The organism is Mesorhizobium sp. AD1-1, from assembly GCF_020164655.1.
Classification (GTDB): domain Bacteria; phylum Pseudomonadota; class Alphaproteobacteria; order Rhizobiales; family Rhizobiaceae; genus Mesorhizobium; species Mesorhizobium ciceri.
The window spans coordinates 137,927-162,921 of the sequence record NZ_JAIUGP010000007.1 but is presented as its reverse complement, the minus strand read 5'-3'; the positions used below and the strand labels follow the sequence as shown (position 1 = coordinate 162,921).

22 protein-coding genes are annotated in these 24,995 nt (G+C 58.0%); 18 read left to right on the top strand and 4 right to left on the bottom strand.

Features of this window, described 5'->3' with window-relative positions:
- Nucleotides 1-14: 14 nt before the first annotated feature.
- Both LB519_RS15725 and LB519_RS15720 read left to right on the top strand, forming a co-directional pair.
- On the top strand, nt 15-830 hold the full coding sequence (locus LB519_RS15725) for a shikimate dehydrogenase family protein (protein WP_224620516.1): 816 nt from the start codon (nt 15-17) through the stop codon (nt 828-830).
- 64 nt (nt 831-894) lie between these two features.
- Nucleotides 895-2,139, top strand: coding sequence for a DegT/DnrJ/EryC1/StrS family aminotransferase (locus LB519_RS15720; RefSeq protein WP_224620515.1), 1,245 nt, complete (start codon nt 895-897; stop codon nt 2,137-2,139).
- Nucleotides 2,140-2,329: 190 nt separating this feature from the next.
- On the opposite strand, the gene LB519_RS15715 is transcribed toward LB519_RS15720, so the two are convergent.
- Genes LB519_RS15715 through LB519_RS15705 form a run of 3 tightly spaced genes read right to left on the bottom strand, consistent with a single transcriptional unit; the run spans nt 2,330 to nt 5,128 of the window.
- Nucleotides 2,330-3,577: an NAD(P)/FAD-dependent oxidoreductase gene (locus LB519_RS15715; protein WP_224620514.1), complete on the bottom strand. Its 1,248-nt coding sequence runs from the start codon at nt 3,575-3,577 to the stop codon at nt 2,330-2,332.
- Nucleotides 3,574-3,885 carry a 2Fe-2S iron-sulfur cluster-binding protein gene (locus LB519_RS15710; protein ID WP_224620513.1) on the bottom strand — a complete coding sequence of 104 codons (312 nt, stop codon included), beginning with the start codon at nt 3,883-3,885 and terminating at the stop codon, nt 3,574-3,576. Before LB519_RS15710 ends, LB519_RS15715 begins: the two co-directional genes overlap by 4 nt.
- 13 nt (nt 3,886-3,898) lie before the next feature.
- A complete protein-coding gene (locus LB519_RS15705) occupies nt 3,899-5,128 on the bottom strand; it encodes a cytochrome P450 (RefSeq protein WP_224620512.1) in 1,230 nt (409 codons plus the stop codon).
- 612 nt (nt 5,129-5,740) lie between these two features.
- On the opposite strand from LB519_RS15705, the gene LB519_RS15700 reads away from it, so the two are divergent.
- From LB519_RS15700 to LB519_RS15655, 10 genes are all read left to right on the top strand, one after another.
- A complete protein-coding gene (locus LB519_RS15700) occupies nt 5,741-6,661 on the top strand; it encodes a LysR family transcriptional regulator (RefSeq protein WP_224620615.1) in 921 nt (306 codons plus the stop codon).
- 632 nt (nt 6,662-7,293) lie between these two features.
- Entirely contained in the window at nt 7,294-8,910 is a 1,617-nt protein-coding gene (locus LB519_RS15695) for a GMC family oxidoreductase (protein WP_224620511.1), read from the top strand.
- A 2-nt stretch (nt 8,911-8,912) separates the two neighbouring features.
- Nucleotides 8,913-9,407, top strand: a complete 495-nt coding sequence (locus LB519_RS15690; RefSeq protein ID WP_224620510.1) for a hypothetical protein — start codon at nt 8,913-8,915, stop codon at nt 9,405-9,407.
- A gap of 113 nt (nt 9,408-9,520) precedes the next feature.
- On the top strand, nt 9,521-10,843 hold the full coding sequence (locus tag LB519_RS15685; protein ID WP_224620509.1) for an NAD(P)/FAD-dependent oxidoreductase: 1,323 nt from the start codon (nt 9,521-9,523) through the stop codon (nt 10,841-10,843).
- Between the two features lie 717 nt (nt 10,844-11,560).
- Nucleotides 11,561-12,862 (top strand): ABC transporter substrate-binding protein, encoded by a 1,302-nt coding sequence (locus LB519_RS15680; protein ID WP_224620508.1) that lies wholly within the window; start codon nt 11,561-11,563, stop codon nt 12,860-12,862.
- Between the two features lie 71 nt (nt 12,863-12,933).
- Entirely contained in the window at nt 12,934-13,869 is a 936-nt protein-coding gene (locus LB519_RS15675) for a carbohydrate ABC transporter permease (protein ID WP_224620614.1), read from the top strand.
- 9 nt (nt 13,870-13,878) lie between these two features.
- Nucleotides 13,879-14,721, top strand: a complete 843-nt coding sequence (locus LB519_RS15670) for a carbohydrate ABC transporter permease (protein ID WP_224620507.1) — start codon at nt 13,879-13,881, stop codon at nt 14,719-14,721.
- 11 nt (nt 14,722-14,732) lie between these two features.
- Entirely contained in the window at nt 14,733-15,797 is a 1,065-nt protein-coding gene (locus LB519_RS31325; protein WP_224620506.1) for an ABC transporter ATP-binding protein, read from the top strand.
- Between the two features lie 108 nt (nt 15,798-15,905).
- Entirely contained in the window at nt 15,906-17,411 is a 1,506-nt protein-coding gene (locus tag LB519_RS15660; protein ID WP_224620505.1) for an aldehyde dehydrogenase family protein, read from the top strand.
- A gap of 18 nt (nt 17,412-17,429) precedes the next feature.
- Complete coding sequence (locus LB519_RS15655; RefSeq protein ID WP_224620504.1) at nt 17,430-18,239, top strand: aspartate dehydrogenase; 810 nt, start codon at nt 17,430-17,432, stop codon at nt 18,237-18,239.
- Nucleotides 18,240-18,424: 185 nt separating this feature from the next.
- Here LB519_RS15655 and LB519_RS15650 read toward each other — a convergent pair whose 3' ends face one another.
- A complete protein-coding gene (locus tag LB519_RS15650; protein ID WP_224620503.1) occupies nt 18,425-19,390 on the bottom strand; it encodes a helix-turn-helix domain-containing protein in 966 nt (321 codons plus the stop codon).
- 302 nt (nt 19,391-19,692) lie between these two features.
- Here LB519_RS15650 and pcaD point away from each other — a divergent pair, with 302 nt between their 5' ends.
- Genes pcaD through pobA form a run of 6 tightly spaced genes read left to right on the top strand, consistent with a single transcriptional unit; the run spans nt 19,693 to nt 24,500 of the window.
- Complete coding sequence (gene pcaD / locus LB519_RS15645; protein ID WP_224620502.1) at nt 19,693-20,502, top strand: 3-oxoadipate enol-lactonase; 810 nt, start codon at nt 19,693-19,695, stop codon at nt 20,500-20,502.
- Nucleotides 20,495-20,908 (top strand): 4-carboxymuconolactone decarboxylase, encoded by a 414-nt coding sequence (gene pcaC / locus LB519_RS15640; RefSeq protein ID WP_224620501.1) that lies wholly within the window; start codon nt 20,495-20,497, stop codon nt 20,906-20,908. Before pcaD ends, pcaC begins: the two co-directional genes overlap by 8 nt.
- On the top strand, nt 20,898-21,653 hold the full coding sequence (gene pcaH, locus LB519_RS15635; protein ID WP_224620613.1) for a protocatechuate 3,4-dioxygenase subunit beta: 756 nt from the start codon (nt 20,898-20,900) through the stop codon (nt 21,651-21,653). Before pcaC ends, pcaH begins: the two co-directional genes overlap by 11 nt.
- On the top strand, nt 21,653-22,267 hold the full coding sequence (gene pcaG, locus LB519_RS15630; protein WP_224620500.1) for a protocatechuate 3,4-dioxygenase subunit alpha: 615 nt from the start codon (nt 21,653-21,655) through the stop codon (nt 22,265-22,267). The genes pcaH and pcaG overlap by 1 nt, the downstream gene beginning before the upstream one ends.
- Nucleotides 22,268-22,275: 8 nt before the next feature.
- Nucleotides 22,276-23,328, top strand: coding sequence for a 3-carboxy-cis,cis-muconate cycloisomerase (locus LB519_RS15625; protein ID WP_224620499.1), 1,053 nt, complete (start codon nt 22,276-22,278; stop codon nt 23,326-23,328).
- Complete coding sequence (gene pobA / locus LB519_RS15620; RefSeq protein ID WP_224620498.1) at nt 23,328-24,500, top strand: 4-hydroxybenzoate 3-monooxygenase; 1,173 nt, start codon at nt 23,328-23,330, stop codon at nt 24,498-24,500. The genes LB519_RS15625 and pobA overlap by 1 nt, the downstream gene beginning before the upstream one ends.
- Nucleotides 24,501-24,995: the final 495 nt, after the last annotated feature.

Sequence of the window (24,995 nt, the reverse complement as noted above, 5' to 3'; positions counted from 1 at the left end):
GGGACTTGCCTTAGATGCTGTCGAATCTTGAGCGCCAAAATATCGAGATCACCGGGAAGACGCGTCTTCTTGGGATTCTCGCGCATCCAACCGAACACGTAAAAGCGCCCCCTGAGATCAACCGCATCGCGAGGCTGAGGGGCGCGGATGCGGTCATGGTGCCGCTGAATGTAGCGCCGGCGGATCTGGAGGCTCTTGTTGGTGGACTACGCGGGGTCAAGAGTTTCGACGGAGCGATCGTCACAGTGCCGCACAAGCAAGCGATCATCCGGCTTTGCGATGAGGTCAGCCCGCGGGCTCGCGCCGTTGGCGCCGCGAACGTCCTGCGGCGCGATACGGATGGGCGGATCATTGGCGATCAGCTCGACGGCATCGGTTTTGTGGAAGGGCTGCGGTACGCTGGCGTCGAATTGGAGGGCAAGTCTGCCTACCTCGTCGGCGCAGGAGGGGCCGCGAATGCGATTGCCTTTGCACTGGTCGAAGCAGGCGTGCGGCATCTGACCCTTGCCAACCGCACACAGGCCAAGATCGGGGCGCTGCGCGAAAAACTGGTCGATGCGCACGGTAGCATCGACGTGCGACTGGGGTCCGCAAACCCGGTCGGCCACGACCTCGTCGTGAATGGCACGACGCTGGGCATGAAGGAATCCGACCCGCTTCCGCTCGACACCGCCATGCTGTCGCCAGACATGGTGGTGGCCGAAGTCATCATGGAGCCCGAGATAACGCCGCTTCTCGAGGCTGCTCGCGGCATCGGCTGCAGGATCCATCTCGGCCGGCACATGCTTGAGCATCAGCTTCAACTCATGGCCAACTTCCTCGGCCTCTAGGCATTTCATCAGCCCCCAGTGGACCGGCAAACAAATGTTCCAGAACCCGAAAAGAGATATCGCAATGCAAGATCTGGCTATCAATGGCGGTCCGCGCGCCATCGAGGGAACCCTTCCGAGCTTTCGCGATGCATCCGGGCGCACGCTCGGCGACGAAGAGATGAAAGAGTTGTCAGACGTGCTCAAGTCGGGCAGCCTTTCCTTTCTCGTCGGTCCGAAAACGGGTGAGTTCGAAAGGCAATTTGCGGCGAGATATGGTGTCCACCACGCGGTCGCCGTCAGCAGCGGGACGGCGGCACTTCATACGGCCGTCATCTATCTCAATCCCGAACCTGGTGACGAGATCATCCTCTCCCCGGTGACGGATGTCGGCACCGTTATTCCCATCATTTCCCAACTCGCCATCCCGGTTTTTGCCGATGTCGATCCCCAGACCCACAACATCGACCCGGCGTCCATCGAGCGGAACATCAGCACGCGTACCCGCGCGATCATCGTCACGCACGTCTACGGTCATCCGGCGGACATGGATGCGATCATGGCGATCGCGAAGAAACACAACCTCTTCGTCATCGAGGACTGCGCACAAGCTCATCTCGCCTTGTACAAGGGAAAGCTGTGCGGCACCTTGGGTAATCTCGGCTGTTTCAGTTTCCAGCAGTCGAAACACATGACCACTGGCGACGGCGGCATGGTGATCAGCAATGAGGACGAGCGTTTCGGGCGCGGGCTCAGACATTGCAGCGACAAGGGATGGCCGCGCGAAAGGGGAGGCCGCGACCATCTGTTTCTCGCGCCGAACTACCACATGACGGAGTTGCAAGCTGCGGTGGGCCTGGCGCAGCTGAAAAAGCTGGACCAGTTTGTCAAGGCGCGGGTTAGCGCCGCCGACAGGCTGACCGCGCTGCTTTCCGGTACCGATGTCATTCCGGTCCTACCGTTGCCAGGGACAACCGGCGTCTATTTCTTCTATTCATTTCGCCTGGATCCCCAAAGATTGTCGCGGCCGATCCCGGAAATCATGAAAGCCCTGACGGCCGAGGGCATCGACGGTTTCATCGGCTATCCCGGTCAGATCCCCCTCTATCGATATCCCTTGATCAGGGAACACAAAACGTTCGGCAGTTCGGGCCTGCCGTTCACCCTCGATGGCGTTCGCAAGGATGACTTTGACACCGAACTTTGTCCGGTGGCCGAGCGTGCCTGCCGAGAAACCATCTGCATGTGGTGGACGGACAGAATGGAGGACCATCATCTCGGGCAGATAGCCGATGCGATCCGCAAGGTGATCACGGCTTATCGAAAGTGAGATATGTCTACCAACGCTTAAAGGAACCGCTCGAGGGAATCGCGCTGACGTTCGTGTTCGCGGCTGCGACAAGCATGCCATCGCGGAGATGGCGGCGCGCAAGCTCCTGCTCACAGAACGACCAGCGAAATTGCGAGAAGCACCATTCCAGAGCTGAGGCAACTACCCCCAAGCCGAATGTGCAGCATCGCTATTCCGTCATGTTCTGCGCGGTTGCATCAGCAGTGAAGCGCTTCAGCACAAAGCCGTCCCGCCCAGCTTCCGCAGGTGTCGGGCGCCGGCCGACGGAAGCCAGGAGGCGGCGCGCGGCCATGTGGTCTGCCGGCCGGTTAATCGATTCCACTGCGGCGAGCACGCCCTTTCGAAAGCACAGAACCGAGAGGCCGTTGGCTTCCCGCAGTTCGACGAATTCGTCGCATCCTGCGGCGAGCCCGGCAATCTGAAGCTTCAGGTTACCTTGATCCGACCAGAACCAGGGAACGGCGCTGTATTGCGCGTGTTCGCCTTTTGCCAGCCGCGCGGCGAGAAGCCGCGCCTGGTCAGTCGCATTCTGAACGGACTCCAGCCGACACCGCGTACCCGCAGGACCGAACAGGAAGTTGCAGCAATCCCCGATCGCGAAGATATTCTGATCGCCCGTGGCCAGTTGCCCGTCCACGATGATGCCGTTATCCACTTCTAGCCCGCAATCGCGCGCGAGCACGTCGTTGGGTATGACGCCGATGCCTGTGACGACGCAGTCCGCAGGCAGGAGCTGGCCGGATGATGTTTCGACACCCGTAACCGTTCCGCCCAATCCGGTGATACGGCCGACACCTTCTCCGAAAAGAAGTCTAGTGCCTTGCTGTGAGTGATGCGCTTCGAAATAAGCGGACACTGCCGGACTGACCGCTCGGACCATGGCACGGGAAGCGGCGTCCACAACAGTGACGTCCAGCCCCAAGTGTCTTGCGACGGACGCGAATTCGAGCCCGATAAAGCCCGCGCCGATGATGACCGTCTGTCGGCAGCCATTCCGGAGCGCACTCTTCAACCTGTCCGCGTCGCCCAGTGTCGCCAGGCCATGGACCCGTTCGAGATCCGCGCCCTCCACTCGCAGTTCCCGGCGGTAAGCCCCCATGGCGAGAACGAGCCGGTCGTACTCCACCGCGTCCCCGCGATCGAGTAGGACGCGCCGGCTTTTGCGGTCGATGGCCGTGGCGGTGGCGGCAATGCGCTGGATACGGTTCTCGACGAAGAAGTCTTCCGGGCGGAAGACGAGTTCGGAGAGCGGAAGCTTGTCGAGCAAATAGGCCTTCGACAGCGGCGGGCGCTGGTACGGAAGGCCAGGCTCGTCGCCTACCAGGACGATCGCCCCTCCGTACCCGGCCAGTCGCAAGGAAAGCACAAGCTGGAATCCGGCCTGTCCGGCTCCGACGATGACGATGCGTTCGGTCATACCTGACGCGCCGGGAGACGGATCCGCAGCCCATCGAGGTCGCCCGTCAGCTTGATCTGGCAGCCAAGCCGGCTTTCCGACGTCCGTTCTTCAGCGGTGCCTTCCAGAAGTTCGTCTTCCTCTTCCGAGAGTGATTTGAGGCGCTCGTCAGAGATGTATACGTGGCAGGTTGCGCACATCGCGTTCCCTCCGCACTCCCCAACGATGCCGTCAATGCCGTTGCTCGTAGCAACCGCCATGATGCTCATACCCTCCGGCACGCTGATGCTGCGCTCGCTTCCGTCAGGCGACACAAATATTACCCGCATTGGATGCTCCGGATCATTCGATTTCCATTGGGAGGCTTCGCAGCCCGCGCAAGGTGTTGTTAAAAGCTCGGACCGGCTCCCCGGTGATCCGGATGCGCTTGACCTTCCGGGCCAACGCGCTGAGGATCAATTCGCCTTCCAGCCGTGCCACGAGTTGTCCAACGCACATGTGGATGCCCGCACCGAATCCGACGTGCCCACTCGTGACGCGGCGAATGTCATAGAGTTCGGGCCGCTCCCATTTTCGGCCATCCCGATTTGCGGCACCAAGGAACATAAGGACCTTTGAGCCTTCGGGAATGACATGGCCTCCGACTTCCGCTGCACGAGTGGTGGTCCGGAAAAAAGTCTGAACGGGAGACTCAAACCGGATACCTTCCTCGAAGGCATTCCTGGCGAGTTGCGGTTCGGACCTCAACGCTTCCCACTGGTCATCGAATCGCGCGAGACAGTACAGCGCGGCTCCTATTCCGTTTACAGTGGTGTCGATGCCTGCTGTCAGCAGGGACCGCACGAGGAGCACAGCCTCTTCGAACGTTATCTGGCCGGCATCGACGGCCGCATGAACCTCGGCGCCAAACCCCGCGCCGGCCAGATTTTCCCGACGGCATTGTTCCGTCACGTATGCGACATGCGGAGTGGCCTTAGCGATTGCCTGGTCTCGCAGCTCGTTGGGAGGCCCGAATGCATTGAACGCCAATCCCGCGTACGGGAGCAGGTGTTCCCGGCCTTCCGCGCCCAGCCCCACGGCATCGGGAAATACGGACATTGGGTAGGCTTCGGCCAGGTCCCGAACCCCGTCGAAGCGACCCCTGACGAGCAGCGCGTCGACCGTGCGTTCCGCGGAGGCCTCGAAAGATTCCCTTAGCTTCTTCACCGTTACCGGGGAAAGAACCTTCGAAAGTATCTTTCGCGCCCGGTCGTGCTCGGGCGGGTCCTTCTCAAGAACGAGGCTCGGCGGCCGCCACGGTTTTTCCTTGGCGAAGTCCGCCAGGCCGACGCCGCGGCTCGAACAGAACGTTTGCCAATCCATAAGGACCTGATGGACCTGCTCGTACCGGGCAACTCCATAGATGCCATATCTCGAGAGGTAGAATAACGGGCCGCACTCCCGCAGTTCCTCATGGATGGGGAACGGGTCCTTGAAAAACTCGATCGAAAAAGGGTCAAAGTCGGAGATTGGCAAAGCTCCGCCGTTATCGCGGCGAACTTCCGTGGCGGGCTGTTCCTGTGGGACTGTCATGGGAGCTCCTTCAACGTGATACCGCGTGTCTCTCAGCAGGTGCGGCAAGACCTCGCTGCGTGGGCCTGGCGTTGCTCCAGCCGGCTGCATCGAGAACGTTCCGTCGTCTATCGTTTGTCGGCTCGCGTCTCATGAGGGCGCCGGGCCTGGTATCGGTCTTGACCCGACCGCGAGAACCGTTTTGCCGCTTTGGCCGGCTGCTTTTCTTTGGTCGCTTTCGATCATCCTGTGGACGATCTCCGCGCCACATAGGCGCCAGCCGACCTCGGTTAGCGCGATTGGGAGAAAGTTCGATCAGGCCTGTCAAAAGACGCCGATATTCGGCGTTCTCCTGAGCGAAACGGACTATCGGTGCCGTCGCGGCCCCGAAACGCACATTCCAGATAACCTCCCCCACAGGGCGTGGCTGTGGCCTCCGCAGTCCTTGGCATTCCGGCCGAAACCCTGCGCCTCGGATCGGTATTGCCCGGAATAATATTGGTGTGCGCCTCCCAGCGTGTCGGGTCCTCGACCGACGAAGCCAAATTAGACGCCCTTGGAAAATTTGCCTAGCAAATTTTATTAATAGGGATAATTTGAATTATGAATTTTAGGCGGCTCGACTTGAACCTCATGCTGGTTTTTGAGGTGCTGTACGCGCAGCGGAGCGTAACGCTCGCCGCTCGCGTATTGGGCATGAGCCAGCCGACGATCAGTGTTGCGCTGAACAAGATGCGCATGTTCTTCAAAGATGAATTGTTCGTGAGGCAGGCGGGCTCCATGCAGCCTACTCCGTTCGCGGACTCGATCGCCGATCCCATCGGTCGGATTCTGCAGACGATCAGGAGTGAACTCCTGCAAGAGAGGAGTTTCGATCCGGCTACGACCGACCGGGTATTCTCGGTGAGCATGTCCGACATCGGCGAGCTTGTTTGGTTGCCGGCGCTCCTGCGGGTCCTGCGTGAGCAGGCTCCGAACACGTCCATCCGCTGCCTTTCCCTAAAGCCAAACGAACTCAAGGAAGCGATGGCGAACGGATCGCTTGACCTCGCTGTCGGGTATTTCCCCGATCTCTCGGAGGCCTCGTTTTTCCAGCAGAAGCTTTTCGACCATCCTTTCGCCTGCATCGTGCGGCGCGATCATCCGAGGATTGGCGAAACAATCAGCGCGGAACAGTTTCTTGAAGCGGAGCATGCCATCGTCGCCGCGGAAGGCCGGAGCCAGGAAATCTTCGAGAAGCGTATGCTCGATCTCGGGCTGAGGCGACGCGTGCTTCTGCGGTCCCCGCACTACATGAGCCTGCCGGTTCTGATCGCGCATTCTGATATGGTTTCCGTCGTGCCGCGGGCGGTTGCTCAGCTCGCTGTACAGACGGCGAATGTCAAAGCTCTGGAGCCACCGTTCTACATACCTCCCATCGAGCTCAAACAATTTTGGCATCGACGCGTAAATGGCGATCTAGCGGTCATCTGGTTTCGAGGTCAGGTCGCACGACACTTCCTGAACCGTGATCCCACCTCCGATCCCGCGTCGGCCTTGTTCGGACCGGTTTGAAAGTGGCCGGGACCCGTCAGCCGACTGCGCCGCGAGGTTTTTGGCGACGCAGAAATGCCGTTTCAAGACAGGGTCGCCAACAAGGGCGTCACCGTACAGGCTCGGCCGGACCAGTCGTTGCTCAATGCGCTGATGAGCGCAGGGATCGAGATGATCTACGACTGTTCAACGCGGCGAATGCGGGCTTTGCGCCGTCAAAATTCTTCAACTGGAGGAGGGACCAACGGTCGACCACTGTCTTCAGCGATCGAGAAAAACACGAAAACCAATACATGCGCAGTTGCGTCTCGCGATTGACCCTCACGGTGATCGGTATCGGCTATCGCTGACAAGGCAGAAATAGTCACTGCACCGGTTGAGGCTGGTTTAGCCGACATCGCCTCCTAATCGAAAGTGATCGGGCCGGTCAGGTCGCCGCCTGCGGAGCCTGGTCCTGGCCGATGCGGAAATGTCCAAGGATTGATTAGATTTTTCTATTGTCTCCGGTGATCGACTGTCGCTACCGTCCACTCGTCATTAGAACTTCGAAACGCTTGAGCGACGACGCTCAGTCCAGTTTCGCTCGCCTCAATGCCATGGTCGCTGGAAGCGGGGACCGGCGAGTGGCAAGAGGCCACCATATGGGTAGGACAATGGACGCGGCTCTGGAAGAAGATGTTTATGATGCGGTAATTATCGGCTCTGGGCCGTCGGGGGCGATAACCGCACATACACTCGCTGTGGCAGGTTTCAGGGTCATTTGTCTGGAGCAGGGAGACTACGCGCTTCCGTCGGATTATGCCGCCAACCACGACATGTGGGAAATCGTTGCCCGGGGTCATTGGCAGGCTGAACCAAATCGCCGGGGAAATCCGGCTGATTATCCCTTGAACGTCTCCGAGACCGATCTTGCACCATCGATGTACAATGCGGTTGGCGGCTCCACCATCCACTACAGCGCTCTCTGGTCGCGGCTTGCACCGTCGGATTTTCGCGTTCGTACTCTTGATGGCGTCGCCGACGATTGGCCGATTAGCTATGACAAGCTTGCTCCATTCTACGACGAGGTCGACGATTTTATCGGTGTGTCCGGCGTGGAAGGCGACACGGCTTATCCTGAAGGACTTTCGCCTAAGCTGCCCCCGATGCCCCTCGGCAAGCTTGGCTTGAAAGCCGCCGGGGCCATGAACGAGTTGGGCTGGCATTGGTGGCCACACGCCAATGCGATCCCCAGCCAGAAGATTGGCGCGCTTGCAGCATGCGCGCGTTGGGGCACCTGCATACAAGGGTGTCCCGAAGGTGCCAAAGCGTCGTTCGACATGGCGTATTGGCCAGCGGCCATCAAAGCTGGCGCTAAGTTGGTCACCGGTGCTCGTGTTTCCAGGATTACGACAGATGAGAGCGGTGCTGCGACGGGTGCTGCGTGGATCAGCAAGGGAACGCAGTATCACACGCGGGCCAAACAGGTCGTTGTTTGCGCCAATGGCATAGGCACGCCAAGACTGCTTCTGCTTTCGGCAAGTGAGCAGCATCCTCATGGGCTGGCCAATTCATCCGGTCTGGTGGGCAAGAACCTGATGCTGCACCCAAACTGCACCGTTATCGGCTACTATGACGAGGATCTGGAATCCTGGCGCGGTCCTGTCGGGTCCGTCATCAGTTCAATGCAGTTCTTTGAAACCGATCGTTCTCGCGGCTTCGTGCGTGGTCCGAAATTGCATGCCTGTCCAACGCCTGGGCTGCTGTTCAATGGTATCGACCCCCACAGGCTTTTGCCATTCGATGCGCTTTGGGGTGCGAACTTCCATCAAGTCATTCGGGATGCGCGCAACGCGATCTTCTGGGGGGCGAATATCGACGACCTGCCAGAAGAAAGCAATCGGGTTACGCTGGATCCCGATCTTTGCGATGGTGATGGTATTCCCGCACCAAAAATCAGTTATCGGTACAGCGAAAATACGTTGAAGATGCGCAGTTACGTCATGGGGAAGCTCGTTGAAATTCATAAGGTGGCAGGGGCAAAGAAGCTCGTTGAGATCGCTGACTTGAAAGGCGAGCCCGGGCACCTGCTCGGAACCGGCAGGATGGGTCAGGATGCGAAGACCTCCGTGGTTGACGAATATGGCCGAGCTCATGACGTCCCCAATCTGGTCATCTCCGACGGGAGCATATTCGTGACCGGCGGCGCCGCGAACCCGACCAGCACGATTGCGGCGCTCGCGCTGCGCAACGCAAAACAGCTTATCGCGACCTTAAACGAGGCAAATTGACAATGGTTACTGTTCAGCAAGCCCACACAAATGAGCGCCTTTCCGTTTCCATGCTCCGGCAGGCTCCTCCTCGCAACTTCACCGATCTGGAAATGCAAACGCTGCGGGTTGTCGCCGACACTTTGATACCGGCCGCTAACGGAAATCCGTCCGGTAGCGGCCTCGCAAAATTCGAAAGTCTCGTCACCCGCGCGGCGGCAATCCTCGACAAGCACTTCGCCACACTGACGGCGATCCTCGGCGGGCTGTCGGCGATACCTTCGGAACAGATGTGGGACCAGCTTCGTGAATTGGAGGCGCAGGACAACGAGACCTTTTATTTCCTCTCCACGTTGCTCGCAGGTGCATATTTATATTCCGATGAGATGAAAGCCGAACTGCAATACCCCGCACCACACCGAAACCCCCCTGATCTTTTCGATGCCGCAGACGAACTCTCAACCGGTATTCTAGACCCAGTGATCGAACGGGGGCCAATCTTCGTTCGCGTCGATTGAGGTGAAAAAGTAGGATATGGGCCCGCGCGGTATCGAGCGCCTCATAGAACCCCAGTTCATCACGCCATTGTTGAAGGGCGCTGCACCATCTTGAATGGCCAGAGGATTTTATGATGTCCATTGCGGACCCAATCGATCCGTCGATGCAATCGGTTATTTGGAGCAAGACCCTCGCCGAGCCGATCATCCGCTTCCCCACATTGGAAGAAGACCAAGTTGCCGACGTTTTGGTGATTGGAGGCGGGTTTTGTGGTCTGAGCGCCGCAATCCATGCAGCCCGAAATGGTGCCAGCGTTGTTCTTGTCGATGCGCGAACTGTGGGCGCGGGTGCATCCGGAAAAAATGGCGGCAATAGCATCCCACATTTCCCGGGGACGATGACACCTTCAGACGTTGCGTCGATCCTTGGTGCGAAGAAAGCGCAGGCTCTTTGCGAACTCGTCGTAGCCGGCTCGGACATGATTTTCCAGCAAGCAGCTGAATTTCAAATCAACTGCTCGTCTGCGCAAAATGGCTGGATGCAGCCGGCGCACTCACAACACTCACTGCCAAAAGTTCGGCGTGCCTATGAACAATGGAAGGCTTTCGGAGCGCCGGTCGAGTGGCACTCCGCCGCTGACACTCACGACCTCCTTGGCGCCGTTGGCTATATCGGTGGCTGGTCGAACCCGACCGGCGGCTCTGTCAACCCCTACGGCTTGGCGCTGGGCCTTGCAAGGGTGGCGATGAAGGCGGGTGTTCGCATTTTTGAGAATACGTCGATCCAGAGCATCGAACAAACGGCCACCCTGCCGGTCGCGGTTTGCGGCGAATTGCGGGTGAAAGCGAGCATCATCCTTATCGCCACCGGCGGCTACACTGGGGATGTCTTTAAAGAAGTACAGCGCTCTGCAATCCCTGTTAATCTTTATCAGGTTGCAACCAAGCCGCTGCGCAGAGAGCTTCGGGCATCTATCTTGAAAACCCAGATGTGCTTTTCAGATCGCCGTAAGTCTGGCGGTTTCGGCAGGCTAGATTCCGAGGGCCGGTTAATCACGGGAGGGGCGGTGTTCGCACTTGGCAACAGCAGACGCTACGGTGAAAGTCACGCTCGCAGCCGACTGAAACTCCTCTACCCGCAGTTATCGGAGCACGACGTCGCCCTGGAGGCCTACTGGGAGGGGTTTTGCGCGATGTCTGAATCACACCTCCCCCATGTCTTGCGGCTTGGAGCCAACGTCTTCTCGCTCGTCGGGTTTTCGACCCGCGGTCTCAATCTAGCTCAAAACCTCGGTCGGCTTCTGGGTGAGTTCGCAGCTGGGAAAGCAGCGTTGGAGGACCTACCGGTGGCGGTTGTGGAGCGTAGGCGAGATATTGCTTACTGGCCCATCAAATCCTGCGCCGCGCGTTACATTTTCCCATGGTTTCAGGCACAAGACCGCTTAGGTCTATCGTAGGAGCTCGCCTAGTCTTCGCTCAAGGAGACGCCTTAGCACCGCCGTTGAACTCACGTTGGCCAGTGTCGGCTGAATTGAGCAGTGACTACGGGCGGACCGGCATTCTTGTTAACAGCACTGGCATCGTCACATATTGGCCGGTCGCCGAATGCAGTGACGAGGAATGGCAGCGCGTCCTCTCTGAAAATCGAAAGGCCCGGGGAAGCAGGCCTGGTTCACGAAGCTCACTGCGGCAGCTCGCGACACAAACCAAGCTCCAGGATTTTCGCCACCAGACGCGCAGCATGCATACGCCCGCTGTCAGCTACAAGCGCCACCGTCTTTCCTGCCGAGATCATTGCCGACGCGATCTGGCTGTACTTTCAGCTCCCCCTGAGCCGGCGGAATGCCGCAGGAACCCGGCATGTTGGTTTCCTCCGAGACGATCCGCCGTCTGGGTAAGAAGGATTCGGGCGTCGACCTGCGGGTGACGCGACAGAAGCACTTAGTCCAATGTTTTGTTGGATTTTACCATTGTCTGATAGCAGGCTGCATGGTTACGTTGATCAGGCTGCGGTGACGCAAGCTGCCGGGACGGCCAGTACACATGGAGCAACGGAAATAGCCGCGATAGCGGCGCTGCATTTCAGATGGTAGCCGCAGAAGACGGCGCCACCTGGCTCGCACAGGAATGTCACGACAGTCATAAACCATACGGGAACAATGGTGGAGGCATACATGTCTAACGGTATCAATCATTGGGAAATGAGCCGCCGAACGGCCTTGAAGGCTGCTGCTGCTCTGTTCGCCGCCTATAATCTCAGTTCGTCTGGAGCGCGTGCCGCTAGCGGCAAAAGCCTCAACATTCTGAATACAAATCTGCTTTTTTGCGACGTCCTGGCAAAGGTGATCCCGAAGGTTTATACCGATGCGGAAATCACCGCTGAAGAAAATCCTCAAAACGAGCACTATGAAAAGCTCCTGGTTGAGATGTCGCAAGGTTCCTCGACCTACGATCTCTTGGTCTTGGACAATATGTTTTCTCATCAGTTTCTCGTCAACAAGTGGGTGAAAGCGGTTGATGACATCAAGGCTGATGATCCATCACTTCCGCCCTTGAAGTACGAAAACGTCGCCCCGGCGTCTTTGAAGTATCTGAAGTATGACGGCAAAAGTTTCGGCATACCGATGACGCTTTCGACTCCGATCTTCGTCTATAGAAAGGATTTGTTCGAGGCCAAGGGTCTTTCGGTGCCCACGAACTGGGACGATTATCGAAAATGCGCTGAGGCGCTTCACACCGATGAAGTTGCTGGCAATATCTTGCTGCTCGGCGGCCAGGATGCTCACATGTCGGGGGACTGGGCGACCCGACTGATGAGCATGACAAAGCTGGGCCCGGACGACGATGGCGTGCTGGACAGTGCGCTCCGGCCGGTGTTCAATTCGGAAGGCCAGGGTGCAAGGGCCATCGAGCGAATCAAGGAAGTGCTCCCGTTTGCGCCGAAAGGTGCCGAAGGTCTCGATTATCCTGATGGCGTCTCGCTTTTCTCGCAGGGAAAAGCCGCGATGTTCATCAGCTGGTCGGATGTGTTCGCTGGCATGGAGAACGGCCCGTTGAAGGGCAAAATTGGGTACGCAGCCGTTCCAAGTGAGAAATACCAGCAGCAGATGACCGGCGGCCTTTCGCTGGCTGTCAGTGCCTTTTCGAATAATCCGAGCGAGGCCTACAAATTCCTGGATTGGATGCTGAAGGGCGAGGGCTACAGGCTCTTTCTGGAGAACGGCGAAACAAATCTTGTGCTGAAGTCGCAACTTGACGATCCGGCAGTGCGGGCAAAAATTCCGTCTCTGAATGTGTACGAGGATTTCAAGAAGCGAGGGACCACTACGATCGCGTTGACCCCTTATCGAGCTCCGAACGCGGTTGAAGTGCAGCGCGTTTTATACGAAGAAATTCTAGCCGCCGTACTCGGCAGAAAGACCCCTGAACAAGCGATGAAGGACGCCGAAGTTCGCGTCCAGGGTGTTATCCGCTAACTTCGCACAAAATGTATAGAGGAGTGGCCCCTGGAGGTCATTCCTCTCGTATATGGGGAATCGTCGTGAGCATGACGGATTCAATTTCAACGGCAAAAGTGGGTGGCGATAAGGCGCAGAGGGCAGGGGAGCGCCGCGCCGGCTTATTGCTTCTCACGCCAGCTTTCGTTCTCATGAACGTCGTCGGTTTTTTCCCGATGGTGTATTCGCTTTACATTTCACTGACGGACTACAACCCCTCGCACGGCGGCATTGCTCGCTTTGTAGGCCTGGGAAACTACGCTAAGGCATTTTTTGACCTGCAATATTGGCATGCCCTGGGCCTCACTTTTGTTTTCGTCACACTGAGTGTGACGTCGTCACTGATACTCGCTGTGCTGTTGTCCCTGCTTTTCAATATGCGTTATCCCGGATTCTTCTTGTTACGCACGATCATATTGATTCCGATGTTGATTACGCCAATCGCGGTCGGGATCGTGTGGCGTGTCATGATGATGCCGGATCTCGGAGTGCTCAACTACATTCTAACCGTCATTGGCTTGCAGCCGCAACTTTGGACTTCCTCATCAAGCACCGCGCTCTTGTCAATTGTTCTCGTGGATATTTGGCAATGGACGCCCTTTATGTTCCTTATCGTCTTTGCCGGCATCTCTTCGTTGCCAAAGAGTCCGTTTGAGGCTGCCGCGATCGACGGGGCGGGTGCCATAAGGGTATTTTTCTCGATAACCTTGCCGCTCCTCAAGCCGGTCATCGTTATCGCAACCCTCCTGCGCATCGTGGATGCTTTCCGGACATACGACGCTGCATTCATTATGACACGAGGCGGCCCCGATTTCGCAACCGACCTCGTTAGCGTTTATCTGCAGAGAGTAAACTTCCGAGTTTTTGATCTTGGCTACGGCTCCGCATTGTCGTGGATCACCCTCGTGATCCTGACTGTCATTATTTTGATCTTTACGAAGCTCTCCGGTTTCACACGCATCATTTCCGAAAAAGAAGGCCGGTAGGAGTTGTCAATGTCCGTACATCGAGCCCCTATTGGCCGCTTCTCCAAGATGATCCTTGTCTACATGCTGGCGCTTCTTGCCACAGCCTTTTTTGCTTTCCCAATTTTTTGGATGGTCACTGCCTCTTTGAAAAGCGACCAGAGTATTACAGCGTACCCGCCGGTATGGGTTTTCGCTCCGAGTCTGCAAAACTATGTCAAGCTGGTCGAAGAACTTGGCATAATGAAAATGTTCATCAACAGCGCAGTCATAGTAGGCTTGTCCACATGTCTGGCAATGGTCTGCGGAACGCTTGCTGCCTATGCGCTGGCACGGTTCGATATAAGAAACAAACAGTTGATCGCGTTCGAAGTTTTATCAATTCGCATGTTGCCGCCGATCGTTAGCGTTGTTCCGATGTTCATCCTGGCTCGCTGGCTTGGTGTGTTCGATACTTACTGGTTGCTTATCGCCGCATATGCCCTTTCCGGTCTCCCTTTTGTGGTTTGGGTCATGCGCGTCTTCATTCAGGACATTCCGCAGTCAATCGAAGAAGCCGCATTGATCGACGGTTGTTCAAGGCTTGAAGCATTTTGGCGAGTGATGTTGCCCCTGCTTCTGCCGGGACTGGCCGCGACCATGGTCATCGTTTTCATGTTTGCCTGGAACGAGTTTCTCTTGGCGTCGATGCTGACATCGAATGCGGCCAAAACGCTTCCGGTCATAGCGGCAAATACTTTGAACGCAAAATCCATCGCGTGGGGCATGGCCTCAGCGGCGGGGGTCATCATGTCACTGCCTGTCGTCGTGCTTGTTCTGCTGATGCAACGCTATCTTGTTCGCGGCCTGACGCTAGGCGCGGTAAAGGGCTAGAGGAGATTATCGTGGGCATTCAGATCAGGAACGTGCAAAAGCGGTTCGGCGCCGTTACCGTCGTCAATGGAGTGTCGGTTGATATTGCCGATGGTGAGTTTTTCGTCATGCTGGGCGAGTCAGGCTGCGGGAAAACGACCACACTGCGAATGGTCGCAGGGCTAGAATTGCCTACATCCGGCTCCATTCATATTAATGGCAAGGACGTGACCTTTGCAGAGCCCCGCCATCGCGACATCGCGATGGCATTCCAAGACTATGGGCTATACCCGAACATGACGGTCTTCGAGAACATCGCGTTTCCGTTGAAGATTCGTAAAGTGCCACAGGCCGATCGCCGCAGAAAGGTCGAGGAAACGGCCGGTAGGCTCGGGATCGCCGATTACCTTAGCCGCAAGCCCTTTCAGCTTTCCGGTGGTCAACGGCAGCGCGTTTCGCTTGCTCGAGCTCTGGTTCGAAATCCCAAGGTCTTCCTTATGGATGAGCCGCTTTCGAATCTTGACGCTAAGCTTCGCGCAGTCATGAGGACTGAGATCAAGAAGCTTGTCTCCGACCTCGGGATCACGACTATCTATGTAACCCACGACCAGATCGAGGCTATGTCCATGGCCGATCGCATAGCGGTTATGCGGAGAGGCGACATGGTACAGGTCGGATCACCGCTAGAGATCTATGACAGGCCCCTGACGCGCTTTGTGGCGGATTTTATGGGATCGCCACCTATGAACCTTTTTGCTGCATCTCTGAAGAAGCCAGGTCGTCCGACCTGTCAGATACAAGAATTTGTCGACTCTATTCCCGATGAAGAGCAGGCTTTGATCGCGGGTAGACTAGATTCAACAGGTCAGTTCAGCGCCGGCATTCGACCTGAACATTTGAAGCTTGTCCAACCAGGTTCTACCGGCTCCGCGCGTGCGGTCGTCGATTTTGTCGAACCATTGGGTCAGACCACCAACGTATATCTGACGGCGGGGGAAACCCGTTTCATTGCGGTCACAGATCGATGCAATCGGCAGGTGGGTGATGTGGTTGGCGTGTACGCCCCGCCCGAATTCGTGCGTGTTGTAGCCAATTAGCAGCGCTTTCTGTTCTCGGCGGAATGCATTCAGGCAGGTTGTCGAGGCAGCCGGCATTCCGACCTCTGACGATGAGTTACTGGAATTGATTTCCGATGGAGGCCTATCATGCTGCAGACTCAATCGCATCTTTCGCCCCGTATTTACGGCCACTTTATCGACGGCGTGCTGTCTGATCCCTCACAAACTTTGATCGACCGCCATTCACCGGTGAACGGATCACTGCTTGCGCGCTTTTCGGCCGGCACGCCGAAAGATGTTGATGACGCCGTCTCGGCAGCGGTCAGAGCGTTCCATCGCGAGGACTGGGCGGATCTCACTGGCTCCGCCCGCGCAAAATTGCTCAATAAATTTGCCGACCTGATCGCTGACGATGCCGACCATCTCGTCCAGATGGAGGCGGAAGAGGCATCTAAAGCAATAAAGATGTCCGTCCATGAACTGGCAATGGTTGTTGAAATGACCCGTTTTGCGGCCTCGCTTGCGATCACGGCGAAAGGTGAAGCGCATACGCAGTTGGGTCCTGGAGTACTTGGCCTCGTCACGAAAGAACCGTCCGGGGTCGTTGGCATGATCGTACCGTGGAACTTTCCCCTGGTATGCCTTTTCCAGAAACTTCCCTACGCGCTCGCTGCCGGCTGCACTGTGGTTATCAAGCCATCGGAACTGACCTCCAGCACCGCCCTGGAAATCGCGAAGCTGGCGACGAGAGCCGGTATTCCTGCGGGTGTTATCAACGTTGTGACAGGCAACGGTGCGATCGTGGGTGAAGCTCTCACCGGCCACCCGGATGTTTCGATGATCTCGTTCACCGGATCCACTGCCGTCGGACGGCGGATCGGCGCAAAATGTGGCGAGAGCGTAAAACGCGTTGCGTTGGAGCTTGGCGGAAAAGGTGCGAACATCGTGTTTGCCGATGCGGATCTCGACGCCGCACTGGATGGCATCCTTTTTGGTTTTGTCTTCAATCAGGGCGAGGTCTGCGCTGCCGGAGCGCGCTTGATCATTGAGGACAGCATTGCCGATGACTTCGTGTCGAAACTTGCGGAGCGTGCCAAGCTGATCAATGTCGGCCATCCGACGGATGAGCAGGCCGACATGAGTGCGCTTATTCACGAAAGCCACATGCACAAAGTCCTCGCTTATATTGCAGAAGGGCAAAAGGAAGGGGCTGTCGTGATTTGTGGCGGACAGCGTCTTCGCGGCCAGGAGTACGATGACGGCTATTTCATTGGTCCGACGATCCTGACTGAAGTCACGGCAGACATGCGAGTTTTCCGAGAGGAGATATTCGGACCGGTTCTATGCGTCACAAGGTTCAAAAGCCTGGAAGAGGCAATTAACCTTGCCAATCTCACAGAATATGGTTTGGCAAACGGCGTGTGGAGCAAGGACATCGACAAGGTTCTTCTGACCACGCGGAAGCTGAAATCAGGGACCGTTTTTGCCAACACCTATCTGGAGGGGGCCGTGCAGCTGCCGCAAGGTGGCGTCAAGCAAAGCGGTTTCGGCCGTGAGAACGGCCTGGACGCGCTTCATGAATACATGGAGACCAAGCAGACCTACGTGAAGCTGGGCCCCCGTCTACCAATCCTTGCCCACACCATCGCGTAATTCTTCGGAGGATCTGTTTTGCCAAACGATAGAAGGCGCATCGCGGTTATTGGTTTTGGAGCGATGGTACGCAGCTTGCAGGCGTCGTTTCGCAGGTCTGGCAATCATTTTGAAGTTGCAGCGACGCTGGTACCTAGGGAGTTCGCCCCGGCGCCGAGCGAACTGGGCGGGGTGAGGCTCTTCAATGATGTTGCGGACCTGATCGACTGGCATCCCTCACTCGTTGTTGAATGCGCGAGTCACGACGCTGTCCGTGACTTCGTTCCCGCGTTGTTGCGAAAAGGAATCGACACCATCATCGTTTCCGTGGGCAGTCTGAGTGACAAGACGCTGCTGGACAGCCTTGAAGCCGCCGCGACAAAGGGAGGTAGTCGCCTAACTGCAGTATCAGGTGCCATTGGGGGTCTTGATGTCCTGAGATCCGCAAGAAGCGCGGGACTAAGCTCCGTCGCATATACCGGAACGAAACCGCCCAACGCCTGGACGGGTACACCGGCAGCGGATGCAGTTGACTTGGCGTCTCTTTGCCAGCCGACAGTAATATATAAAGGCAATGCGGAGCAGGCTGCACGACTTTATCCCAAAAACGCCAATGTGACCGCTGCGGTCGCCCTCGCTGGCATCGGCTTCGAGGCAACCAGCGTCGTGCTAATTGCAGACCCTGACGCGACTACGAACCTCCATCGAGTAGAGGCGACAGGTGCTTTTGGCAGTTTCTCGATTGAGCTTCAAAACAAGCCTTTGCCTGATAACCCAAAAACATCCTGGTTGGCGGCTTTAAGCATCGAAGAAGCCATTGTTCGGCACTTTAGAGCGATCGATGTTTAGACAGTCTCACTCGCTCGCCGTATAATAGAGTCTGCCGCGCCGCCTGACATTCGCGTCCGGTCCAGGAGCGGCTGCTTGGCAAGCTGAAGTCTCTGTCGTCCATCGAACCTCGGCTGCCAGCGCCGCTCACCACCTTGAAACGTCGAGGTTCGGCTTCGGGTGGTATCTGCACCCTCCCTTGACGCTTAAATCTGATCGACAGGCAGGGCTTGTTCGGCGATCGGGCCTTTGGTTGCCAGCCGACGAAAAGCGATTGGCGATAGGCCCGTGTTCGTAGTGAAAAATCGAGTGAAGTAAGCCGCATCATCATACCCGAGCGTAAAAGAAATTTCCTTTACGCTCAAGTTTGTATTCGCTAAATACGAACGAGCCTGCTCCAAACTGCGCGCCTTTATATTTGAGTGTACGGTTTTACCGGTTGCTTGAACGGAGACCTTATTTAGATTTGAAAACGACATGTTCATTCGGTCAGCATAAAATTGCACATTTTTATGAGTTTTATAATATCTGTCGATAAGTTGCGACAATATTTCAATCTTACTTTTCCCTGCCGGATCGGCGGTATCGCTCGTTTTAACGCCGAACTGAAGCACGTTCCTTTCAGCAACAATCCTTAGAAATTCAACCATAAAAGAAAGGACTGCTGCTTCTCGTGCTATGATATAGGGATATGTCTCCCTGCTGTGCTCGTATATAACGCGTTCTATTGCAGTCAAAACCTCGGGATTTCGATCTCTTTCGATCTGTTCGATAATGGTTATATGTTTGACCAAGTCACTGGCGAGAAATCCCTTCTGAGCTAGTCGATCAAAATACGCAGTGCTAATTGTTATTACATGGCCAAACGTTTTCGTATCGATGTAGGAGTAGAAACCATGCTCCATATTCGGTGGGATCATAACAAGGCTATTGCTGCCAAAATGATGCTGTCCGTCTGGATATATAAGCGTCGATCGTCCCTCGGAAATATAGACGAATTGATACAAATCGACATGCACATGCAAGTCGATATTTGACATTAGGTTGTTGCTTCTAACGAGAATCGACTCTGCATTTGAGAAGATTGATCGACCAAACTCAGGGCTCTCGCCGTAGAGAGAATAGGCTGGCGCGCGGCTTGAGCCATTTACACGCTTCGTTGTTTTCTGCATCGCGATTCACCTCTCAAATCTCAAATTCCAGCATTGCGGGAATGAGGAGAATGTCCAATATGATGTTGGATATTACCATTGCCCGCTTTGAGGGAAAGTGATTTCTTCAACTCAGGCATGGATTGAATGGCTACGTCTTACGCAACCTTTGGTTGTAGATTGTCGACGCTTCAATACATCCGTGAAGCATGTCCTGCGGGCTCCACCGAGTATCCAGGGTGGCCGAAAACGGAGGGCCGCTTAGGGAGACCGGGCGGAAACAGGCATCGCGTTTGTGCACTGTGGGGAGGAGGACCGAAGTCGTGCCATTTGACACCATCGGCGGCATCACGCTGCACCATCGCCACATCAAGGCGGCTGGCAACGCGGGGCCGATCGTGTTCATCAATTCGCTCGGCACCGATTTCCGCATCTGGGACCAGATCCTGTCGAACCTGGACGGGGAAATGCCGCTGCTGGTCTACGACAAGCGCGGCCACGGGCTCTCCGATAACAGCGACATCAGGTCGATCGACGATCATGTCGATGATCTCTCGCACCTCATAGATCATTTCGGGCTGGACAAGGTCGTGCTGTGCGGCCTGTCGGTCGGCGGTCTGATCGCGCAAGGGTTTTATATCAGGCACCCTAACATGGTCGAAGGCTTGATCCTGTGCGACACGGCACACAAGATCGGCACGGCCGAGAGCTGGAACACGCGAATTTCGGCCGTCGAGCGCGACGGCATCGAGGCGATCGCAGACGGCGTAATGAAAGTGTGGTTCACGCCGAATTTCCGTGACGCGCGCGCTGCCGACCTTGCTGGATACCGCAACATGCTGACCAGGCAGGCGCTGCCTGGCTATGTCAAAACCTGCATGGTGGTCCGCGACGCTGATTTCACCCACGCGACACACCGCATCGCCATACCGACGCTCTGCGTCGCTGGCGACCAGGATGGCTCCACGCCTCCCGATCTTGTTCGCTCGTTGGCCGAGATGATCCCCGGTGCGCGCTTCGAGATCATCCGCGAAGCCGGACACATTCCCTGCGTCGAACAGCCTGAAGCACTGACCGCCTTGATCCGCGATTTTGTCGCATCACTTGCCCCTGGAGCAGAAACCCATGGATGAAGTCCCCGGCAACTCAGCCAGATATCGCAGTGGCCTCGCAATCCGTCGGTCCGTGCTCGGCGACCGCCATGTCGACCGAGCCGCGAATGCCGCCACCGATTTCGACCGGCCGTTCCAGAGCCTGATCACCGAGGCGGCTTGGGGAACCGTGTGGGCGCGACCTGGTCTGTCCAGACGCGAGCGCTCGATCGTGACGTTGGCGCTGCTGGCGGCGCTCGGTCACGATGAAGAGGTCGCCATGCATGTGCGCGCCACCGCCAACACTGGGGCGTCACGCGACGATATCTGCGAAGCGTTCCTGCATGTCGGGATCTATGCCGGCGTACCGGCGGCCAACCGTGCCTTCAAGATCGCCAAGGGGGTATTTTCGGAAATGGACGAAAGCCAGAATGTCCATGCCCGCTAACCCCGGTTCGAACCGGACGCCGGAGACCGGCGCCTTCTTCCAGCGCGACCGGAGCTGGCATCCGCCGGCGCTGACGCCGGACTACAAGACCTCGGTGCTGCGCTCGCCGCAGAAGGCGCTGCTGGCTTTCGACAACACGGCGTCTGAGATCACCGGTCCGGTGTTTGGCCACGCCATCCTCGGCGACCTGGACGCCGACCTGATCCACAATTTCGCAGGACCTGGCGAAAGCGCCATCGGCGAGCGCATCATCGTCCATGGGCGTGTGCTCGATGAGCGCGGCGTTGGCGTTCCCGGCGTGCTGCTCGAATTCTGGCAGGCCAATGCCGGAGGCCGCTACCGCCACAAGAAGGACGGCTATCTCGCCCCGCTCGACCCGAATTTTGGCGGCTGCGGCCGCACCATAGCAGGCGGGGACGGCGGCTACGCCTTTCGCACCGTCAAGCCCGGTCCCTATCCCTGGCCGAACGGCCCCAATGACTGGCGCCCGGCACACATCCATTTCTCGGTTTTCGGCCATGGCTTTGCGCAGCGGCTGATCACGCAGATGTATTTCGAGGGGGACCCGCTGATCTGGCGGTGCCCGATCGTGCGCGGCATCCGCGACAAGGCGGCGATCGAAACGCTGGTTGCCGCGCTCGACATGCAGGCGACGATCCCGTTCGACGCGCGCGCCTACAAGTTCGATATCGTGTTGCGCGGACGCCGTGCCTCGCTGTTCGAAAACCGGCCGGAGGGCAATTGATGGCGCAGTCGCTCAGCCGGCTCAAGGAAAGTCCTTCGCAGACCGCCGGACCCTACGTCCATATCGGGCTGACGCCGAATTTCTGCGGCATTAGCGGCGTCTATGCGGCCGACCTCGGCGCTACCATGGTCAACGACAAGACCAAGGGCGAGCGAATCGGTCTCAAGATCCGGGTGCTCGACGGCACCAGCACGCCGCTCAAGGATGCGTTGATCGAGATCTGGCAAGCCGATGCCGACGGGCTGTACAATTCGCCCGCCGAATTGCGCGGTGCCGCCGATCCGAATTTCCAGGGCTGGGGCCGCTGCCCGACCGACATGGAAACGGGCCTGTGCGATTTCGAAACGATCAAGCCCGGCCGCGTGCCGTACCAGGACGGGCGACTGATGGCGCCGCATGTCAGCCTTTGGATCGTCGCTCGTGGCATCAACATCGGCCTGCAGACGCGGCTGTATTTTTCCGATGAGGCGCAGGCCAATGCGCAGGATCCTATCCTGGCGCTCATTGAGCACCGCGTTCGCGTGCCGACACTGATCGCCGAGCGCCAGGACAACACTTACGTCTTCGACGTCCATCTCCAGGGCGACAAGGAGACGGTCTTCTTCGACAGCTGACCGGCACCATGACCGTATCGCCTTTCGATCATCCGCTGCTTTCCAGCCTTCTCGGCGACGAGGAGACCGCCAGGCATTTTTCTGTCGAAGCAGAAATCGCCGCGGCGTTGGCATTTGAGGGCGCGCTGGCGGAGGCGGAGGCCGACAACGGTATTGTCGGCCTGGACGCCGCCGCAGCGATCGTTGCGGCGCTGAACTTGTTCAGGCCGGACACAGGCTTGCTACGTGCCGGCGTGGCGAAGGATGGCGTCATGGTTCCGGAACTGGTGCGCCAGATCAGGGCGGCGGTCGGCGAACCGCACGGCGCTTCCGTTCATTTCGGTGCAACCAGCCAGGATGTCATCGACACGGCGCTGGTGCTGCGGCTGAAGTCTGTGGTCGACCATCTCAGTCTGCTGCTGACCGAAAACATCGTGCGCCTTTCGGCGCTCGATGAGCGTTTCGGGGGCAGAGCGCTGACCGGAATGACGCGGATGCGGCCGGCGATCCCTATTCGAGCGCTGGATCGCGTAGCCACATGGCTGGCGCCGCTGCTGCGTCATCAGCAAAGATTGTCGGACCAGTCCGCACGTCTGCTTGTGGTTCAGTTCGGTGGTGCCGCCGGCACGCTGGAAAAGCTTGGCGGCAAGGGGCCGGCCGTGCGTGCCGCACTTGCCGCAAAACTCGGCCTTGCCGATGCGCCGCAATGGCAGTGCCAGCGCGACACCCTTGCGGATTTTGCCGGCTGGCTGTCGCTGGTGACCGGCAGCCTCGGCAAGTTCGGCCAGGACATTGCGCTGATGGCGCAAAGGGGCACCGAAATCGCGCTATCGGGCGGTGGCGGCTCGTCGGCCATGCCGCACAAGCAGAACCCGGTGAAGGCCGAAGCGCTGGTGGCGCTCGCCCGCTTCAACGCCACGCAGCTTTCCGGCATGCATCAGGCGCTGGTGCATGAGCAGGAGCGCTCGGGCGCGGCCTGGACGCTGGAATGGCTGCTGCTGCCGCAGATGGTCGTCGCCACCGCCGCGTCATTGCGGCTGGCCGCCGAACTGGCCGCGCAGATCGAAAACCTGGGGCACTGATGCGTACACAAGTCGTCATCGTCGGTTCGGGACCGTCCGGCCTGTTGCTCGGACAGCTGCTGGCCGGCATCGGTGTCGAAACCGTCATCCTCGAGCGTTCGAGCCGCGAGCATGTGCTTTCCCGCGTGCGCGCCGGTGTGCTCGAGCAGGGCACGGTGGAATTGCTGCAGGAGGTGGGCGCCGCGGCACGGCTGCGCGCCGAGGGGCTGCCGCACACAGGGTTCTCGCTGGCTTTCAACGACGGCCTGCACCGCATCGACCTCGAGGCTTTGACTGGCGGCAGGCATGTCACCGTCTACGGCCAGACCGAAGTGACGCATGATCTGATGGACAAGCGCGATGCGGCAGGACTGACCACGATCTACGAGGCGGCAAACGTTGCGCTCCATGGTTTCGACGGTGACGCACCTTTCGCCACCTACGACAAGGGCGGCGTCACCGATCGCATCGACTGCGATTTCATCGCCGGTTGTGATGGCTATCACGGCGTCAGCCGCAAATCGGTGCCGGAGCGCGCGCTGAAGACGTTCGAGCGGCAATATCCGTTCGGTTGGCTCGGCGTGCTGGCCGAAGTGCCGCCGGCCGACTACGAACTGGTCTACGCCAACCACGAGCGCGGTTTTGCGCTGTGCTCGATGCGGTCGACGCACCGCAGCCGCTACTATGTGCAATGTCCTCTCGACGACCAGGTCGTGGCGTGGTCGGACGACCGCTTCTGGGAAGAGTTGCGCCGCCGCTTGCCGCCGCAGACAGCGGCTGCGGTCACCACAGGTCCATCCTTCGAGAAATCGATCGCGCCGCTGCGCTCCTTCGTTGCCGAGCCGCTGCGCTTCGGCCGGCTTTTCCTGGTTGGCGACGCCGCCCACATCGTGCCGCCGACGGGCGCCAAGGGCCTCAACCTCGCTGCCAGCGACGTGCGCTATCTGTTTTCAGGCCTAAGAGATTTCTATGTCGAGAAATCGCGCGCCGGCATCGATGCCTATTCAGGCAAGGCGCTGGCGCGGGTGTGGAAAGCCGTGCGCTTTTCCTGGTGGATGACGACGATGCTGCACCGCTTCCCTGATACGGGCGACTTCGGCCAGCGCATCCAGGAAGCCGAGCTGGACTATCTCGTGCATTCGCAAGCGGCGTCGACGGCGCTGGCCGAGAATTATGTCGGCCTGCCTTACTAGGGCGTGCCGATATTCAGGTGAGGCCGGCCTGCAAAGGAGGCTTCCTGCGCTTCGGGTGCTGACATGTGGACGTATTTGGACCCGCCCAATTGCTATAGAGCGGCTGGATCGGGAACGTTGGTTACAACTGCAGACGTATATCAGGCTTCCTGATGCGTCTGGACAAGGTGTCGCCCGAGCCCGATCGATTTTCGCGCGCTTCCACCCAATAGCTCCTAGACATCTGGACCCATCTCCAGTTCATGTCGCGGCATCCGGCGACACCATCTCCACCGGCACCCCCGCTCCGCGTCGGGCCGGGCACGGAGGCTCTTGAGCACATTGTCCAAGCCTTAGCTGGATTTTACCATTGTTGCCGGCAATGGATGGTGAGCATGTCGCGACACAGGACATGTCGCCGCACACTTTTTCGGAGATACAGTGTCGCGATCGCTTTTTTGCTTGAGACGCGCACAGAAATGCAGCCCCTGAAGAGACGCTCTCGGCACCTGGGCG